A 17,502-nucleotide genomic window follows, 5' to 3' on the forward strand; every position below is an offset into this window, starting at 1 on the left:
CCGCACTCTCCCCCGCCCTATGCGTGTCGTCCAGTACGGCCTCGGCCCCATCGGTCTCGCCTGCGTTCAGACGCTTCTCGACAAAGCACCCGCCGGCCGCCTCTCTCTCGTCGGCGCCATTGACATTGATCCCGCCAAAGTGGGCCGCGACCTCGCCGATTTGCTCGGGCGTGACACGAAAACGGGCGTGGTGGTGTCCAACGATGCTGGCGCTGCGCTCGCCGCGTTGAAGCCCGATGTCGTCCTCCACACAACCTCGTCGTTTCTGGACCGCGTCGAGACGCAGCTCGCGGGCTGCCTGGACGCCGGCGCGCACGTGGTGTCTTCGACGGAGGAGCTGTCGTTCCCCTACGACCGCCACCCGGAAGTCGCCGCGCGGCTCAACGCGAAGGCGAAGGCTGCGCAGCGCGTCGTGGTGGGCACGGGCGTCAACCCGGGCTATGCGATGGACGCGCTTGCGCTCATGGCGACGGGCGTCTGCACCGAAGTCTCGCACGTCGCCGTCGACCGCGTCGTGGACGCCGGGGCACGGCGCGGACCGCTGCAGCGCAAGGTCGGAGCGGGTATCACCGCCGCTGCCTTTGCGGAGAAAAAGGCAACGGGCACGTTCGGGCACATCGGGCTGCGCGAGTCGCTGCTGATGGTGGCCGACGGCTTGGGCTGGACCCTCGACGCCCTTGAGGAGACGCTTGACCCCGTGCTCAGCGATCGGGCCATCACGACGCCGCACGCAGACGTCGCCGCTGGTCAAGTCGCCGGGATTCGCCACGCCATCCGCGGGTCGATCCAAGGCGAGGAGGTGCTGGCGCTCACGCTCCAGATGTACGTTGGGGCCGACGGCTCGCACGACACCGTTCGGGTCACGGGAACGCCGCCCATCACACTCACCGTCCCGGGCGGCATCTTCGGAGACACGGCGACCATCGCGGCGCTGGTCAACACGGCAGGCCTCGTCGCCAGTGGCGGTCTCCAGCCGGGGCTCCGGACGATGGCCGACCTCCCGGTTCTGCGCGCGTTTGCCACACGCTAGCTCGGGCTCACGCGGTCCCGGCCAGCGACTGGCTCGCCGACGTGCGGTCGGCCGTCGCCTCAGCGAAAGAGGCTTGGGCCAGTCGAACCGCCCCGGTAGCGGCGTCGGCAGCCGGACCATGAGACGTTGTTATGCCCGGCAGCATGCGCTCCACGGCCTCGCGCGTGAGCCGCTCGAAGCCCTTGATCCGGAACATGCCGCCGAAGCAGACGAGCGGCAGCGGAGACACGTTGTCCGCACGCTCGGCGATCCATGCCACGAGCGGCGGCAGGTGCTCGGCGAGGGCGCGCGCGGCCGCGTGTAGCAACTGAAGTGCGACGGCGTCGCCCGCTAGCGCCTCCGCCTCGACGATGCGTGTGAGAGCCGCCACGTCGGCTTTCGAAGCACGTCCTGCCCACGCCGGGAGCCCTCGGGGGGTCGCAGCGCCTGTTTCCGCCATCAGGGCGGCTAGAAGCGACGTAGCTGGGCCTCGTCCGTCGAAGGCATGGAGCGCCGCCGCGAGTGCCGAACGGGCCGTGCCGTAGGCGCTCCCCTCGTCGCCGAGGACCATGCCCCAGCCGCCGCAGCGTTTCACGGCGCCTGCGCGGTCCTTGGCATACGCGATGGAGCCGGTCCCCGCGAGCAGCAACAGCGCAGGGCCCTCGCCCATGGCTCCTTCGACGGCTGCCTGGCCGTCGCTCACCACCGTCACCTGCTCCGCGAGTCTTGCGGCTTCGAGTGCCTGGCGTACGACCGTGCGGTTGGCCTCGTGCTCCACTCCGGCAAGCCCCGCACAGAGTGCACGGGCGGGACCCGACACACCGGCTTTGGCTACCGCGTCGCGTACCAAGTCGACCACCACCCGCGCACTCGCGGTGGGAGCCGCTGGGTCTACCAGACCGGCAGGCCCAACGTGGCGGTGCAGTTCCACACCGTCGGCGGTGGCGAGCACCACGGTCGTCCGGGTACCCCCACCGTCGATGCCGACGAGATATCGCATGCGCGGTTACGCTTCAGCTAGTTCGAGCTCGCGCGCGGGCGCTTGAGCCAGCGCGCTCGTGGACACGGCCTCCTGCTTGAGCGGGTGGCCGCCCTGGCGGACGACGTAGCTCTCCATCGCGTAGTACGCCGGCAGCCCGAGCTGGTCCACCAAATCGGCTGTGCCCGTGTTCCGAGCCTCCACGCGCTGCCAGAACTCGCGGTCGTCCAGGCCGGGGAACGGCGCCGAGTCCTTCTGGGACTGGTGCTTGAAGATGGCCTGGATCTTTAGCCGTAGCTCCTCGCGTGAGAGCGGGACGAGCACGTCGGCCTCGGCGACGGACCACTCCTGCCACGCGCCGCGGTAGTACCACACCTGGGGCGCCGGCCCCTCGTAGAGGTCCAACGCCTCATGGATGGCCTGGAGGCACATCCGGTGGGTGCCGTGCGGGTCGGACAGGTCGCCCGCGGCAAAGATCAGGTCGGGCTGGTGCTCGTTGAGCAGGTCCAGTGTGATCTCGACGTCCTGCGTGCCGATGGGGTCCTTGCGCACCTTGCCCGTCTGGTAGAACGGCAGGTTGAGGAAACGGGCCTGGCCGCGCTTCATGCCGAACGTCTCGATGCCGGATACCGCCTCCGCCTCACGGATGACGCGCTTCATTTCCTGGACCTCGGGCGAGTCCATCTGCGCGGGCTTCTTGCGGTCGAGGAAGGCTTCCATCTTCTCGACGAGCCGCGAGACGCGCGAGTTCTCGAAGTCGAACGCCATCTCGACGCGGCGCATCAGGTCGAGGTAGCGGCGCACCTCGTGGTCGAACACCGCGATGTTGCCCGAGGTCTGGTAAGCAACGATGACGTCGTTGTCGTTGTGGTGCAGCTTGTTGAGGATGCCGCCCATCGAGATCACGTCGTCATCCGGGTGGGGCGAGAAGACGATGATGCGCTTGTCGTGGGGCAGCTTGCTCTTACCGCGGATCTTGGCGATGAGCGCGTTAAAGGCGTCGCCGTTGATGGGCCCGGCGGACCCGTAGCGGGCAAGGAGCCCGGCGAGGTGATGCTCGCGGTAGTCGATGTCGTCGAGACGGAGGATCGACTTCCCGGCGGTCTGGCTCAGCCAGATCACGGCTTCGAGCTCCATCTTGGGCGTCCACTCGACCTCGCCCACGACCCACGGCGTCTTGACGCGCGTCAGTTCGGCGGACGCGGCCGGGTCGAGGTAGCAGGTCGCGTTAGGGTGGTTCTGGAGGTACGTCGCCGCCACGTCGCGGCTGATGTCACCCTCCACGGAGCGCTTCACGATCGGCGCCTTGTGCTCGCCCGTGGCGATGAGCACGACCTCGCGCGCATCGAGGATGGAGGCCACGCCCATCGTGATAGCCTGAGCGGGGACGTTCTCCTCGCCGAAGAAGTCGCTCGCGGCGTCCTTGCGGGTGATTGTGTCCAGCGCGATCAGGCGCGTCCGGCTCATCGCGCCAGAGCCCGGCTCGTTGAAGCCGATGTGGCCCGTCTTGCCGATCCCGAGGATCTGGAAGTCGATGCCGCCGAGCGCCTCGATCTGCCGCTCGTAGTCCTCGACGTGCGCTTCGACCTCTTCGCGCGGGATGTCGCCGAGCGGTACGTGCACGTTCTCCCGCTGGATGTTGATGTGGCTGAAGAGGTTTTCCCACATGTACCGGTGGTAGCTGTGGATGCTCTCCGGGTCCATGGGATAGTACTCGTCGAGGTTGAACGAGACTACGTCGGAGAAGTCGAGGCCGCCCTCGCGGTGAAGGCGGATCAGTTCGCGGTAGATGCCGATCGGCGTCGAGCCGGTCGCGAGGCCGAGCACAGGCGTCTTGCCGGCGGTGCGCGCCTCGGCGATCACCTCAGCGATGCGGTTCGCGACCAGGCGGGCGATCTCGTCGTGCTCGGCGATGACGACGGGGACGCGCTCCTCGCGGGTCGCGGCGCTAGCGTGTACCATGGGGGGAGGGTTGGGCTGTGAATACAAGGTCTGAGTCTTCAACGTACGACCTCGGCTGGCCCCATTCGCACCGGCTACATGCTTGGAACCGCTTCCTTTTTGGGCAAGGCTGCACCCTGTGAGGGTCCGTCCTACAGTCCCGACCGCCGTGCTTCCCAGTCGATGCGCGGGGCGTCGAGGATCGCTGCCTGCACGGCGTCGGACACGGCTCGGCGCAACCCAATATGCTTGCGATTAGCGCTCGTCGGGTGCACGCGGTTGGTCAGCAGCACCACGAAGAGTCCCCGGTCGGGGTCGATCCAGAGCGACGTGCCGGTGTAGCCGGTGTGTCCGAACGCGCGCGGCCCAAAGTAGCGCCCCGACGACAAGGCCCCACTGGGCGTATCCCACCCCAGCGCGCGGCTCGACGCGGCACCCTGCACGGCGGTCCACCGGGCCACGGTCGCCGGACGAAGCAAGCGGATGCCGTTGTAGGTGCCCCCGTTGAGCATCAGCTGCGCGAAGACGGCGAGGTCGTGCGCTGTCGAGAAAAGCCCAGCGTGCCCCGCGACACCGCCGAGCGCCCAGGCGTTCGGGTCGTGCACCTCGCCGTGGATGAGCCCGGTGCGGCCCTGCGCGTCGACTTCTGTCGCGATGATGGCGGGGCGCGGCACGCCGGATGCCGCCGGGCGAAACCCGGTGCGCGTCATCCCGAGTGGCGCGAAGATGCGTGCCTGCACGAAGGCGTCGAGGGGTTGGCCTGTGACGCGCTCGATCACAAGTTGGAGCAAGACGAGGTCCCAGTCGCTGTAGAGCGTGACCGTGCCCGGCTCGTGGCGCAGCGGTCGGCTGTTGATGGCCGCGAGGTAGGCGTCGCGCCCGCGCAGGTCCTCGTAGAGCCGCGCGAACGGTTCGAGCCCGCCCCGGTGTTCGAGCAGCATCCGCACGGTGATCGCAGCCTTGGCAGGGTCGTCGAAGCCAGGCAGCAAGTCCGCGATGCGCGCGTCGAGGTCGAGTTGGCCCCCCTCTTCGAGCAGCATCGCCGCCGTGGTGGTTGCGACGACTTTGGTGAGCGATGCCAAGTCGAAGCGCGTCTGGGGCGTGACGCGTGCAGGGTCGGCAACGAGGTGCGCGTAGGCAACGGTGCCATAGACACGGTGATGGACGAGGCGTCCGTGCCGCCCGACGGCGAGCACGGCCCCGGAGGCCGCGCTATCGGCCAGCGCCGACTCGATGAGCGCGTCGAGCGTCCGCGAGAGCCCGCTGTGCATGCCTACGGTAGTCGGTCGCGCCGGCACCAGCACCTCCATTGTGGCGAGCCGCAGCGCGTCCGGGCTCGACCCGGCGCAGCCAGTGAACAGGATTAGCAACAGTAAACTCGCTCGGATCATTGGCGCACCTCCCGGTCTAGTCCGTCGCCGCGCTGATGGAAGGGCGGCAGCGAGATCGGAAGGCGACCGGTGATCGCGGCGGTGCCGAGCAACGCGCGGGCCGCTGCTTTCTGGCACACCACATCGCCGCCCCACGCGAGCAGGTAGGCGGGCGCGGCCGGGAAGGCGCTCAGGAGGTACGGGTTGCCGCACGACACGACAACGAACGGCTTGGGACGAGCGGAGTCGCCCTCCCCCGCGAGTTCGTTGACGAAGGCGGTGAACCGGTCGTTCGCTCCCACGGAGCCCTTGAAGTTGCGCGGCGAGAGGTAGATCGCCACCACGACCGCGTCGGCGTCGGCTGCTTGCTGGCGCAGCGCGGCGAACTCGTCGGCGCTGGCGCGCGCGTCCATGCGGACCGAGGTCACAGCGTGTCGCTTCGCGAGGTCGGCGTCGAACGCGTTGCCTGCCGGGAGGTCTTCGGCGTCGGCGTAGGTGACCGAGAGCACGCGCTGGCGCTCGGCCAGCAGCGGCACGGTACCGTGCTCGTCGCGGACAAGCGTGACGGCTCGGGACGCCGCCTTGCCGGCGAGCGCATGGTGCGCCCGCGTCGCCACGATGCGGTCCACAGCGTCGAGCGACACGCAGGCATCGCGGACATGGAGTCCGGCGCGGGCCTTCGCTTCGAGGATGCGCTGCACGGACGCCTCGATGCGTTCTTCCGTCAGCCGCCTAGAGGCTACGGCGGCGAGGACCGCGTTGCGTGTCGCGCGCACATTGAGCGGGAACGTGAGCACGTCGGCCCCCGCCTCGACGGCCCGCACGCCGACCTCGCCGGGCGGGTAGGCCTTCGCCGCACCGCCCATGTTGAGCGCGTCGGTGAAGACGAGCCCGGTGAAGCCCATGCGCTCGCGGAGCACCTCCGTGAGAAAGAAGCGAGAGAGCGTCGCGGGCGGCGCGTCCGCGCCCTCCACGCCCGTGACGGCGATGTGCGCGGTCATGATGCCGTCCACGCCCGCGTCGATGACCTGCTGGAACGGGGGCAACTCGACCGCTTCTAGGCGATCCATGCTGTGCGTGATGACAGGCGTTTCGAGGTGCGTGTCCTCGGCAGTATCACCGTGGCCGGGGTAGTGCTTGCCGCACGTGAGCAGACCGGCTTGCCTCGCGCCGCGTACGTAGGCCGCCGCGAGCCGCCCGACGGCCTCGGGGTCCTCGCCGAACGCGCGCGTGCTGATGATCGGGTTGGCCGGGTTCACGTTCACGTCCGCGACCGGCCCGAACGTCATGTGGACGCCCACGGCCAGCGCCTCCCCGGCAAGCGCCGCGGCCATCTCCTGGACCAGCGCTTCGGGGTTGTCTCGAACCGCGCCGAAGCCCATCATCGGCGGGAAAAGCGTGCCGCCGCCGAGCGGGAGCACGTAGGGCAGCGCGTAGCTCCGCGCGATCCGCATCCCGGTCCCGTTCTCCATGTCTGACGCGACGAGCAGCGGTACGCCGCCATTCTGAGTCGCACGCTCCTGCGCCGCGTTCGTGAGCGCCGCGTAGCTGTGCGGCGTCCCGACGGAGACGAGCAACCCGCCGACACTGTCCTCCTCGACCCACTGCGCGACGCGGTCGAACGCCTTGGAGTCACGGGCGGTGTAGCCGCCGAGCACCCACGGCATGAGTAGGTGCCCGACGCGCTCGGGCAGCGTGAGGCGGTCGAGGGTGGCCGCAACCCAGGCGCGGGCGGTGTCGTCGAGCGGACGCAGCATCGGGGGAGAACGTCGAGCGGAGAGAACGAGGAGACGGCGTGCGGCCGGGCGACAAAGGTAGAGGGCGGCGGCGTAGAATGGGGCTGGTATCGCTCCCGAATTGCCGTCCGCCATGCGCACCTGCCTCGTCCTCGTTGTCCTCCTTCTCGCTGGTTGTGCCGGTCCGCAGCCTCGTACTGACGAGTCACCAAGGACTGAACCGCCGGAGGTCACGCCTCCGTCTGCGACGACCGTGCTGGAGAACCTGATCGTTGACACCGACGCCTTCTCCTTTCCACGCGGGACGGCGCTCGACACGCTCGTCGTCACGGATGACGGCATCGACGTGCGCTTCAACGCGACGCTCGCGCACCGCCCCTTCCGCCCCGACGATGTGGATGCGTTGCACAGCCTCGTTCGTGACGCGCTGGCGCCCTTCTTCCCAGACGCACCCATCCGCCTCTGGGTGGGCCGCTATGACGTCGCCGAACTCGTCCCGAATGCCTACCGCGATGTTGCCGACCTCGACTCGACACGCCTGGCGAAGTCGATGGACCGCCCTGCCCCACTCGTCACCAACGCCAGTCGCCCGTGGGTGCCGGAGGCGGGCCTCGAAGGGCGGCACATCGCGCTGTGGCCGAGCCACGGGTGGTACTACGAGCCCAGCCTCGACCGCTGGGAGTGGCAGCGGGCGCGGCTCTTCCAGACCGTCGAGGACCTGCTGCCGTACGCCTTCATCGAGCGCTACATCGCGCCGATGCTGGAGCGCGCGGGCGCGACCGTGCTCATGCCCCGCGAGCGCGACCCGCAGCCGCGCATGGCCATCGTGGACGGCGACTCGCCCGACGCCCCGTTTGAATTCGTCGGCGAGTGGTACGCGGAGACGCCCGGCTTCGCGCACCAGCCGCCCTATGAACCTGGCGACAACCCATTCACCCTCGGTAGCCACCGCGTCTCGCGCACGGCCACGGCCGACCTGCGCATCGCACGGTGGCGCGTGCCCGCTGTGGCTGACGACTTCGCCGTGTACGTGAGCTACCAGCACGCGCCTGACCGCGCCACCAGCGCAGCCTATACCGTGCGCCATGCGGGCGGCAAAACGCGCTTTGCGGTCAATCAGCAGATTGGCGGCGGGACGTGGCTCTACCTCGGCACCTTCCGCTTCTCCGGTGACGACCGCGAGGGGGTCACGCTCTCAGCCAACGCGAGCGCGGGCGGTGCCACCGTCTCCGCCGACGCCGTCCGTTTCGGCGGTGGCATGGGCGATGTGAGCCGAGGCGGTGCGCCGAGTGGAAGACCCCGCTTCGTCGAGGCCGCGCGGTACTACCAGCAATTCGCGGGCGCGCCGGAGTACGTCTACAACGTCACCGGCGAGCCTGACGCCGACTACCGCGACGACTACCAGAGCCGCGGCGAGTGGGTCAACTGGCTCCGCGCGCCGGTCGATGGCAACCAGGCCCCCGCAGTAGGAGACATGGCCGATGGCTACGGCCCCGTCGGGCACCGCAACGCACCTGGGCTCGGCATCCCCGTAGACCTTGCGCTCGGGTTCCACACCGACGCCGGGCAGACGCAGACCGACAGCACCATCGGCACGCTGATGATCGTCAACACGAACGGGCTCGACTCGACGTGGACGTTCCCCGACGGCGTGCGGCGGATCGCCAACCGCGACCTCGGCGACCTGATGCAGACGCAGCTCGTGGACGACCTCCGCGCGCGCTACGACGGCGGCTGGACGCGGCGCGGGCTGTGGGACCGCCGCTATAGCGAGGCGACACGTCCGAACGTCCCGTCGGCGCTCTTGGAGTTGCTCTCGCACCACAACTTCGCCGACGTGCGCTTCGCCCAAGACCCGCGCTTCCGACGCGACGCGAGCCGCGCGATCTACAAGTCGATCCTCCGCTTCCTTGCCGTCCAGCATGGCTTCGACCCCGTCGTGCAGCCGCTCGCTCCCTCTCACTTCGCCGCGTCCCTCGGGGACTCATCGGGAGTAACCCTTCGCTGGCGGGCCGTGAGCGATCCCCTCGAACCGACCGCCGAGCCCGAAGCCTACATCGTCTACACGCGCGCTGGCGATCCCGACACGAGCGGTTGGGACAACGGGCAACTCGTTCGAGACACGAAGCTCACCCTCACGGGCCTCGAACCCGGCGTGCTCCACAGCTACCGCGTCGCGGCGGTCAACGCAGGCGGCGAGAGCGCGCCGTCGGAGGCCGTCGCCGTGCTGCACGTCGCGGACTCACTGGCGACAGGCCCGCCGGTGCTGGTCGTGAACGGCTTCACGCGGATCGCGCCGCCGATAAGCTTCGTGGCGGACACGCTGGCGGGCTTCATGCGAAGCCAGGACGCAGGCGTTGCCGATGGGGTCGACGTGCACACCATCGGCGCGCAGCACAATTTCGACCGGACACGCCCCTGGACTGACGACGACGACCCCGGCCACGGCGCCAGCTACGACGACCTCGCCACGACCGTGCTACCCGGCAACACCTTCGACTTCGTGGCCGTCCACGGGGCTGCGCTGCGCGAGGCAGGGCGGTCGTTCGCCTCGTCCAGCGCCGACGCCTTCGCCGCAGGACTCGTCGACACGGACGGCTTTGCCACGCTCGACCTGATCCTCGGCGAGCAGAAGACGACGCCGTGGCCGGTCGCGTTTAGGCCACCCGAGCAACCGCGTACGCTGCAGTACGAGGCCTTGCCACTCGCGCTTCGCACTGCGCTGACTGGCTTCTGCGAGGCGGGCGGCGACCTCTTCGTAAGCGGGGCCTACGTCGGCTCTGACACAGCGCCCGGCCAACCCGCCGACGCGCCCGGCCCGGCGTTCCTGCGCGAGACGCTCGGCGTCCGTTGGCGCACCGACCACGCTGCGACGACGGGCGGCCTAGTCGCACCCAATGGCAGGCTGCTTCCCAAGCGAACGCGCCTTGATTTCGTCGCGGACCACGACCCCGCCGACCTCCGCCCGCCCATCTACGCCGTGGAAGCGCCCGACGCGCTCGAGCCCGCCGACAGCCTCGGCACGACGGTGCTCCGCTACAACGAGTCGACCATGAGCGCAGGCGTGGCCCATCGCGGCCCATCGTGCGCCGCCGTCACACTCGGCGTTCCGTTCGAGACGCTCGCCACGCCAACCGAACGCGCCACGCTGATGCGGGCCGTGCTGCGGTTTTTCGAGGAGTGAGGCGGGTTGCTTGCTCGGCTCCCCCCGTTTTGGCTGACAGTCGCTACGCTCCTGCGTCATCCAAAACTGTCCCCCTCAAGCCTGAGGGGGACAGTTCGAGGAGCGGAGTTCGCTAGAACGCAGGCGACGAGAACAGGGGGCGCCGTCCTGCTGAGACCCCCGAGAGCAGCCGTTCACACTACCACCCGCTTCTCGTAGCGGTAGAACACGCGGCTGATGTGCGCGCCGACGTGGTGCGCATAGAAGCCGACGGGCGCAACCCACGGGATGGTCGAGACGGCGTGTCCCTGCGCGGCCATATCGGCGAGGCAGCGCTTCAGGAGAACGGCTCCGACACCGCGACCACGCGCTGCGGCGGCCGTGCCCATCGGGCCGAACCAGCCGGTGCCGGTGGCGCTCGCACCGATGTTGTTGGCGTCGTACGCCGAGAACCCGAGCACGCCGCCGCCCTCCCACGCGAGGTGGAGGCTCACCGGGTCGTTGCGGAAGGTGCGGCCGATCTCGGCCTTCCAGGCAGGCCAGTGGGCATCGAGGAAGGCCATCACGGCGGGCTCGTCATCCAGACAGGCGCGGGCGACGGTGATGTGGTCTGCGAGCAGCCTGGCTTCGTAGGCAGACGTATCGAGGTCTTGCGTGAGGTCCACGTCCATGTGGATCGCGTTGGCGAGCTTCTCGTAGCCGCGCTTCTCGAAGAGCAGCAGCGCCCGGGTGTAGCGCGGGTCGAGGCCGGGATGGAGATAGTTCGGCGGCGACTCGCCGAGCCGGATCGCCGTCGCGCCGCGCGCGACCATCGCCGCTTCGAGCGCGTCCACGAGTGCGGCACCGATGCCCTGCCGCTGGTACGCCTCGTCCACGGCGAGCAGCTTCACGACGCCGCGCGTCACGGTGCCTCCTGCCCCATCTGGAGCCTCGCGCATCACGCCTACGGCAAAGCCGACGAGGTCGCCATCGACTTCAGCGGCCAGCGCGAGAGCAGGCGTGACGCCGTCGTCGTCCCACACCTTCTCGACGAAGACGGCGCGGGGAAGCTGGTCATAGCGCGCAACCGTGTTCCAGAGCGTATGCGCGGCGTCGGTGTTGTCTGACGTGAGGGGGCGGAGGGTCATGGGGATTGAGCCGTCTCTTTCATGGTCATCCTGAGCGCAGCCCGCAGGGCGAAGTCGCAGGGCGAAGTCGCAGGGCGAAGTCGCAGGGCGAAGTCGCAGGGCGAAGTCGCAGGGCAAAGTCGCAGGGCAAAGTCGCAGGGCAAAGTCGCAGGGCAAAGTCGCAGGGCAAAGTCGCAGGGCAAAGTCGCAGGGCAAAGTCGCAGGGCAAAGTCGCAGGATCTACGTACCAGCGTTTGTGCTTCGTACCGTGCTTTGAGGTATACAGAGATCCTTCGACTTCATCCGCTACGCGGATTGCGCTCAGGCTGACACAAATCGAGGATCGGAGCCCTCACACCGCAGCCTCTTTCTCCTTTTTCCCGAACGACTCCGGCACGCGGATGAGCGCGGTCACGAGAAAGCTAGGGATCGTGGCGATAAGCACCCAGACGAAGAACTCCTCGTAGCCGATCAACTCCTGGAGCCAGCCGCTGAACATGCCGGGGATCATCATCCCAAGCGCCATGAGGCCCGTCCCGATAGCGTAGTGCGCCGTCTTGTGCGTGCCCTCGGCGACGTAGATCAGATACAGCAGGAAGGCCGTGAAGCCGAAGCCGTAGCCGAACTGCTCGATGGCGACGGCGATGTTGATGACGAGGAAGCTGTCGGGGCGGACGACGGCGAGGAAGAGGTAGACCGCGTTCGGGACGTTGATCGCGATCACCATCGGCCAGAGCCAGCGCTTGAGGCCGTCGCGCGCAGCGAGGATGCCGCCCAGGATGCCGCCGAGTGTGAGGAAGAGCAGGCCGATCGTGCCGTAGACGAAGCCGACCTCGCCGGTCGTGAGTGCGAGACCGCCTGCCTCGGTGCTGTCGAGCAGGAAGGGGCTTGCGAGCTTGACGAGCTGCGCCTCGGCGAAGCGGTAGAACAGCACGAACGCGACCGCGAGGCTGATCTCGGGCTTGAGGAAGAACGAGACGATGGCCTCCGCGAAGGGCGTGCTCGCGAACGGCAGCTTGGCAAAGAGCGGCCCCCACGGCCCCCGGCTGCGCGGGCGGAACAGCCCGTAGACCATCATCGGGACAAGCAGCACGAATAGCAGCGGAATGAACGCGGCGAGGAAGCCGAGGTACTGCACGAGTCCCGCTCCATCCGCGCCTTCGCTGGCGGGCTTGTCGGACGCCGGGCGTGGGAGCACGGCCTGGTGCCACCCCCAGAGTGCCAGGAAGAGCCCCGCCATTACGAAGAACGTGATCGACCACGCGAGCGGGAGATTGCCCGAGAGCGCCTCGATGGTGCCCGTCGTTGGCGCGTCGAGCTTGGGGTCGAGCTGGACGACGACCTGTGCGGGTGTCTCCCAGTTGGCGGCTGTGAACTCCAGCCGTGTGCCTTCTACGAGCTTGATACTCGCATCGCCTGTCTGACGGAGGTTGACGACGGCCGTCTCGCCCTCCGGGAGCGGCCCGGAGAGCATGAAGCCAAGCACCGCAACGTTGCCCGCGCGGGCGTCGGCCTCGACCTCGTCAGGGCCGAAGTAGGTGGTGATGAGACTCTCCAACGGCAGCACGACCGTGCGCTGCCACCACGTCGGCTCCACGACCTCGCCCGCGTCGTTCATCGCGGGTGCCGAGTCGTCGGTGTAGAAGCCCGCGGCCACGTTCGATGCCTTCGCCGCGGCGACGACGGCGCTCGCGGAGTCGGGCGCGATGGGCGCGATTTCGAGCGTGAGGGCGTCCGTCGTCGGGACAAGCTGGATCGCGTCCGGATCTGCCGTCGGTGGCGTGTAGGGCACGACCACGGCCGTGTCGTTCGTCGCTTCGACGTTGACCTCCACGGGCGGCAGGCCGGTCGCGCCTTCGAGGAAGCCAGCGAGGATGATGAGGAGCCCCTGCCCCGTGATCATCGCCGCGCGGTAGAAGGTGCTGCGGATGCCGATGTACCACGCCTGGTCGCCTTCATCGAGGGCCAGGAGGTAGAACCCGTCCGCCGCGATGTCGTGCGTGGCCGAGGAAAAGGCGAGCAGCCAGAGGAACGCCAGCGTGTACTGGAAGAACGCATCCATCGGCAGCGTGAGCGCGACGCCTGCGAGCCCGGCCCCGATGAAGAGCTGCATCAGGACCGTCCAGAAGCGCTTTGTCTTGAGCACGTCCACGAGCGGGCTCCAGAACGGCTTGATGACCCACGGCAAGTATAGCCAACTCGTATAGAGCGCGATCTCGGTGTTCGAGATCCCCAGCCGCTTGTACATGATGACCGAGACAACCATCACGACGATGTAGGGGAGGCCCTCGGCGTAGTAGAGGCTCGGCACCCACCACCACGGGCTGCGCCCGTTGCCTGTCTGGTCAGGGTCAGCGTCTGTCGGCGTGGTCGGTGGAACGGACTCGGTCTGCATCGGCAGCGCTGGGGAAAGGTCCAAGGGAAGCGACACGCTGGCGCGTCCGGGCAAGGTACTAGAAACGCGGCGATCGACTGACATCGTGCTGACTTGAGGGACCTCACGCCGTCGGCCTCCGTCGAACGGATGCGTCTCGCCCTTTTGCCTCCTTCGCATGCCTTTCGTCGACCTTCCTGTGCCTGGCTGGGTGTGGACTGGCGCCACCGCGGTCCTCTACGCCGGGGCCGTAGTGAGCGCGCTGCACGCCGTCATGTCGGCCCGGACGCCGCAGGGGGCCTTCGGCTGGATGATCGGGCTGTTGACGTTGCCGCTCGTCACGCTACCGCTCTACTGGACATTCGGCCATTCCAAGTTTGGCGCCTACGTCCACGCCCTCCAGGACCTCGAACGCGACATCCAAGAGCAACTCGGCGAGATCCGGAGCGCCGTCCGGGAGCAACACGCGGTGCCACCGGACGATCCGCGCGGCGAAGAGCTAGCCTTCCGCGACCTCGCCACGCTGCCCTTTACCCGAGGCAACGGGGCGCGCCTGCTCATCGACGGCGAGGCCACCTTCGACGCGATTTTGAGCGCCATCGACCGCGCCGAGGACTATGTGCTGGCACAGTACTACACCGTCGCCGACGACACCATCGGCGGACGCTTCCAGCAGGCGCTGATCCGCGCGGCTGAGCGCGGGGTGCAGGTTTACTTCGTGTACGATGACGTCGGGAGCTACGCGCTGCCTCGCAGCTACGGGCGGACGCTTGCAAACGCGGGCGTCCACGTGACGCCGTTCAGCGGGCGGCGGGCCTGGCTCGGGCGGCTCCGGCTCAACTTCCGCAACCACCGCAAGATCGTCGTCGTGGACGGGCGCGAGGCGTTCGCGGGTGGCCTCAACGTGGCGGACGAGTACCTCGGGCACACCGAGAAGTATCCCCAGTGGCGGGACACGCACCTCGCCCTCACCGGCCCGACAGTTCAGGGCGTGCAGCTCTCGTTCGTGCGCGACTGGTACTGGTCTACGGGCGACGTGCTCGACCTGCCATGGGAGCCATCGCCATGCGCCGAGGACCGCCACGCGCTCGTGCTCGCCACCGGCCCGGCGGACCCCGTCGAGACGTGCGGCCTGTTCTACGCCCACGCGATCCAGTCGGCGGAGGAGCGCGTCTGGATTGCCACGCCCTACTTCGTCCCGGACGGCGGCGTTCTGGCGTCGCTGCAGCTTGCGGCGCTCCGCGGCGTGGACGTGCGCGTGCTCGTCCCGCGCCGGGCCGACCACACGGTGTTCGACTTCGTGCACTATGCCTACCTCAAACCGCTGGACGAGGCCGGGGCGAAGCTGTTCTTCTACGAGCCGTGCTTCGCCCACCAGAAGGTCTGCGTCGTGGACAGCGACTTCGCGGCCGTGGGAACGGCCAACTTCGACAACCGCTCGTTCCGGCTCAACTTCGAGTTGACGCTGCTCTTCGCCGACGCCGACTTCGCGACCGAGGTCGCGGCCATGCTCGACGACGACTTCGCCCAGAGCACCCGCGCGACGGTCGAGGACCTGGACGCTCGGCCATTCTACTTCCACCTCGGCATCCGCGCCTCGCGGCTGCTGGAGCCGATCCTGTGAGGATCCGCCTTAGCTCCCCGTAGCCGTAGCCAGAAGGCCCTGCAGCCAGCGGTAGGTTTCCACCTGGGCGTCGAAGGGTAAGGCGCCGTCGCTGTCGACGTAGCGGTTGCGCTGCGCCGCGTCGAGGTAGCGCGCCTTCGCGGTGTCCTGCCGCTGAAAGTCGAGGAGCGTGCGCAGTTCGCCCTGGCAGTGTGGGTCGAGGATCGGGAAGGCGACTTCGACGCGGCGGCTTAGGTTGCGGTGCATCCAGTCGGCGGAGGCGAGGTAGAGTTGGCGGTCGCCGCCGTGGTGGAAGTCGTAGACGCGGGCGTGCTCCAGGTAGCGCCCGACGATGCTCCGCGCCTGGATGTGCTCGCTCACGCCCGGCACGCCCGCGCAAGCCACCGTGAGCCCACGGCAGATGAGTTCGACCTCGACGCCCGCCTGGCTCGCGTCGTAGAGCCGTTCGACCATCGCGGCATCTTCGAGGGCGTTCATCTTCAATACCATGTGCCCGCGCCGCCCGGCCCGGGCCTCCGCAACCTCGTGGTCGACGAGGGCCTCGAACCCCGGCCGCAGCAAGGTCGGGGCGACGAGAAGCGTGGCGTAGGTCGGCGCTTCATAGCCGTCTTCCTGCATCAGGAAGCCAAAGACCTTGCGCACGTCGTCCGTGAGGCGTGCGTCGGCGGTGAGCAGGCCGTGGTCGGCATAGACGCGTGCCGTTTTCTCGTTGAGGTTGCCGGTGCCGAGGTAGGCGTAGTGCCGCGTGCGGCCATGCTCCTGGCGCGCGGCCAACATCAGCTTGGCGTGCACCTTGAGACCTGGATACGAATAGCGGACCGTCGCGCCAGCCGCTTCGAGCGCAGTGGCCCACTTGAGGTTCGGCGCCTCGTCGAAGCGCGCCATGATCTCGATGCAGGCGTGGACGCGCTTGCCTCGCTCGGCAGCCCGCAGGAGCGCCTGCACCATGGCCGAGTCGTCAGCGGCGCGGTAGAGCGTGATCCAGAGGTCGGTGACGGCGGGGTCGGCCGCGGCCTCTTCCACGAACCGGACGACCGGCTGGAACGACTGATACGGCGGGTGTATGAGGTGATCGCGCTCGCGGACCGCCTCCAGGATCGACGCCGCGTTGGTGAGTACGGGGTGCGCGAGCGGCGGCTGAGGCGCAAAGCGCAGGTCGTCGCGTCCGAACCGGGGAAAGTCGGCGAGGTCGGAGAGGTTGTGGGTCCGCCCTCCCGGCACGAGGTCCTCGTCTTCGAGATGGAACCGCTCTTTCAGGAAGGCGAGGAGCGCAAACGGGGCCTGCGCATCGTAGAGGAAGCGCGAGGGGATGCCGAAGTCCCGCTTGGCAAGCGCGGCTTCAACCTGACTCCGGAAGACCGCCTCGTCCTCGTCGAAGGCGTCGTGGCTGTCCTGATAGACCAACTCGGCGTCCCGCGAGAGCTTGATCGCGTAAGCTGCTCCGACTTCGTGGTCTGGAAACAGGTCGGGCAGCGCGGCTCGAACCACATCGTCCAGGAACAGCACGGGATGCGGTAGTCGGGCAAGCTCGTGGTCCGCCACGGGGTCAGCCGGAAGCTCCACGAACCGGTCGAGTTGCGGGCTCGGCACGTTGACGAGGCCATACTCCGGCCCAGCCCCGACGCCAGTCGCCCACAACTCAACGACGAGGTAGAGTCGGTTGTTGACCAAGAACGGCGGGTTGCCGTTCTTCGAAGCGCTGGACGTGCCAGGTGTCAACACGACGGGGTCGAGCAGCGCCCGCACGTGCTCGTCGGAATAGCGCTCTAGGAACAAACGTTGCTTCTCCGAGAGGTGTCGTTCTCCCAATAGCGCGATCCCCTCGGCTTCGAGGGCGGGGAGCAGCGTCCCGCGCAGGATGCGTCCGAAGCGGTCCTGCTGCTCGGTGACGCGCGCGTAGATGGCGCGGAGCAGCCGTGCCGGGTCGGCCTTGGTGTGCCCCCGCCCTGTCGTGTCGCCGAGCCGCAATCGAGTGCGGAGTGAGGCCACGCGCACCCGGAAAAACTCGTCGAGGTTGGACGACCAGACCGATAGGAAGAAGAGCCGGTCGAAGAGCGGGGTGCGCTCGTCCTCAGCTTCCTGCAACACCCGGGCGTTGAACTGAAGCCACGACAGTTCGCGGTCGAAAGCAGGCGCAGCCGTGGAAGCGGTGGTCGTCATGGCGCGAGGAACAGACACGAGGGGGAACCGAGAGCGATTT

The 17,502-nt window shown here is 68.3% G+C and carries 10 protein-coding genes; 3 read left to right on the forward strand and 7 right to left on the reverse strand.

The genetic code is table 11. The annotated features are described in order from the left end of the window. Nucleotides 1-19: 19 nt before the first annotated feature. Nucleotides 20-1,030: a dihydrodipicolinate reductase gene (locus tag AAFU51_11080; GenBank protein ID MEO1571802.1), complete on the forward strand. Its 1,011-nt coding sequence runs from the start codon at nucleotides 20-22 to the stop codon at nucleotides 1,028-1,030. A 7-nt stretch (nucleotides 1,031-1,037) separates the two neighbouring features. On the opposite strand, the gene AAFU51_11085 is transcribed toward AAFU51_11080, so the two are convergent. The 4 genes from AAFU51_11085 to AAFU51_11100 form a co-directional block, all read right to left on the reverse strand. Further along, a complete protein-coding gene (locus tag AAFU51_11085) occupies nucleotides 1,038-2,009 on the reverse strand; it encodes a BadF/BadG/BcrA/BcrD ATPase family protein (GenBank protein MEO1571803.1) in 972 nt (323 codons plus the stop codon). Between the two features lie 6 nt (nucleotides 2,010-2,015). After that, nucleotides 2,016-3,950 carry a glucosamine-6-phosphate deaminase gene (gene nagB / locus AAFU51_11090; GenBank protein ID MEO1571804.1) on the reverse strand — a complete coding sequence of 645 codons (1,935 nt, stop codon included), beginning with the start codon at nucleotides 3,948-3,950 and terminating at the stop codon, nucleotides 2,016-2,018. 131 nt (nucleotides 3,951-4,081) lie between these two features. Then, nucleotides 4,082-5,299 carry a serine hydrolase gene (locus tag AAFU51_11095; protein MEO1571805.1) on the reverse strand — a complete coding sequence of 406 codons (1,218 nt, stop codon included), beginning with the start codon at nucleotides 5,297-5,299 and terminating at the stop codon, nucleotides 4,082-4,084. 17 nt (nucleotides 5,300-5,316) lie between these two features. After that, nucleotides 5,317-7,056 carry a glycoside hydrolase family 3 N-terminal domain-containing protein gene (locus AAFU51_11100; protein MEO1571806.1) on the reverse strand — a complete coding sequence of 580 codons (1,740 nt, stop codon included), beginning with the start codon at nucleotides 7,054-7,056 and terminating at the stop codon, nucleotides 5,317-5,319. 112 nt (nucleotides 7,057-7,168) lie between these two features. On the opposite strand from AAFU51_11100, the gene AAFU51_11105 reads away from it, so the two are divergent. Beyond that, nucleotides 7,169-10,219, forward strand: a complete 3,051-nt coding sequence (locus AAFU51_11105) for a fibronectin type III domain-containing protein (GenBank protein MEO1571807.1) — start codon at nucleotides 7,169-7,171, stop codon at nucleotides 10,217-10,219. 173 nt (nucleotides 10,220-10,392) lie between these two features. Here the strand turns inward: AAFU51_11105 and AAFU51_11110 are convergent, their stop codons facing one another. Together AAFU51_11110 and AAFU51_11115 are read right to left on the reverse strand one after the other, a co-directional pair. Then, entirely contained in the window at nucleotides 10,393-11,325 is a 933-nt protein-coding gene (locus tag AAFU51_11110) for a GNAT family N-acetyltransferase (GenBank protein MEO1571808.1), read from the reverse strand. 331 nt (nucleotides 11,326-11,656) lie between these two features. Continuing rightward, nucleotides 11,657-13,735, reverse strand: coding sequence for an MFS transporter (locus tag AAFU51_11115; GenBank protein ID MEO1571809.1), 2,079 nt, complete (start codon nucleotides 13,733-13,735; stop codon nucleotides 11,657-11,659). A 121-nt stretch (nucleotides 13,736-13,856) separates the two neighbouring features. On the opposite strand from AAFU51_11115, the gene cls reads away from it, so the two are divergent. Beyond that, on the forward strand, nucleotides 13,857-15,302 hold the full coding sequence (gene cls / locus AAFU51_11120) for a cardiolipin synthase (protein ID MEO1571810.1): 1,446 nt from the start codon (nucleotides 13,857-13,859) through the stop codon (nucleotides 15,300-15,302). A 9-nt stretch (nucleotides 15,303-15,311) separates the two neighbouring features. Here cls and ppk1 read toward each other — a convergent pair whose 3' ends face one another. Continuing rightward, nucleotides 15,312-17,462 (reverse strand): polyphosphate kinase 1, encoded by a 2,151-nt coding sequence (gene ppk1 / locus AAFU51_11125; GenBank protein ID MEO1571811.1) that lies wholly within the window; start codon nucleotides 17,460-17,462, stop codon nucleotides 15,312-15,314. Nucleotides 17,463-17,502: the final 40 nt, after the last annotated feature.

This window comes from Bacteroidota bacterium (assembly GCA_039821555.1).
Lineage (GTDB): Bacteria > Bacteroidota > Rhodothermia > Rhodothermales > Rubricoccaceae > JBCBEX01.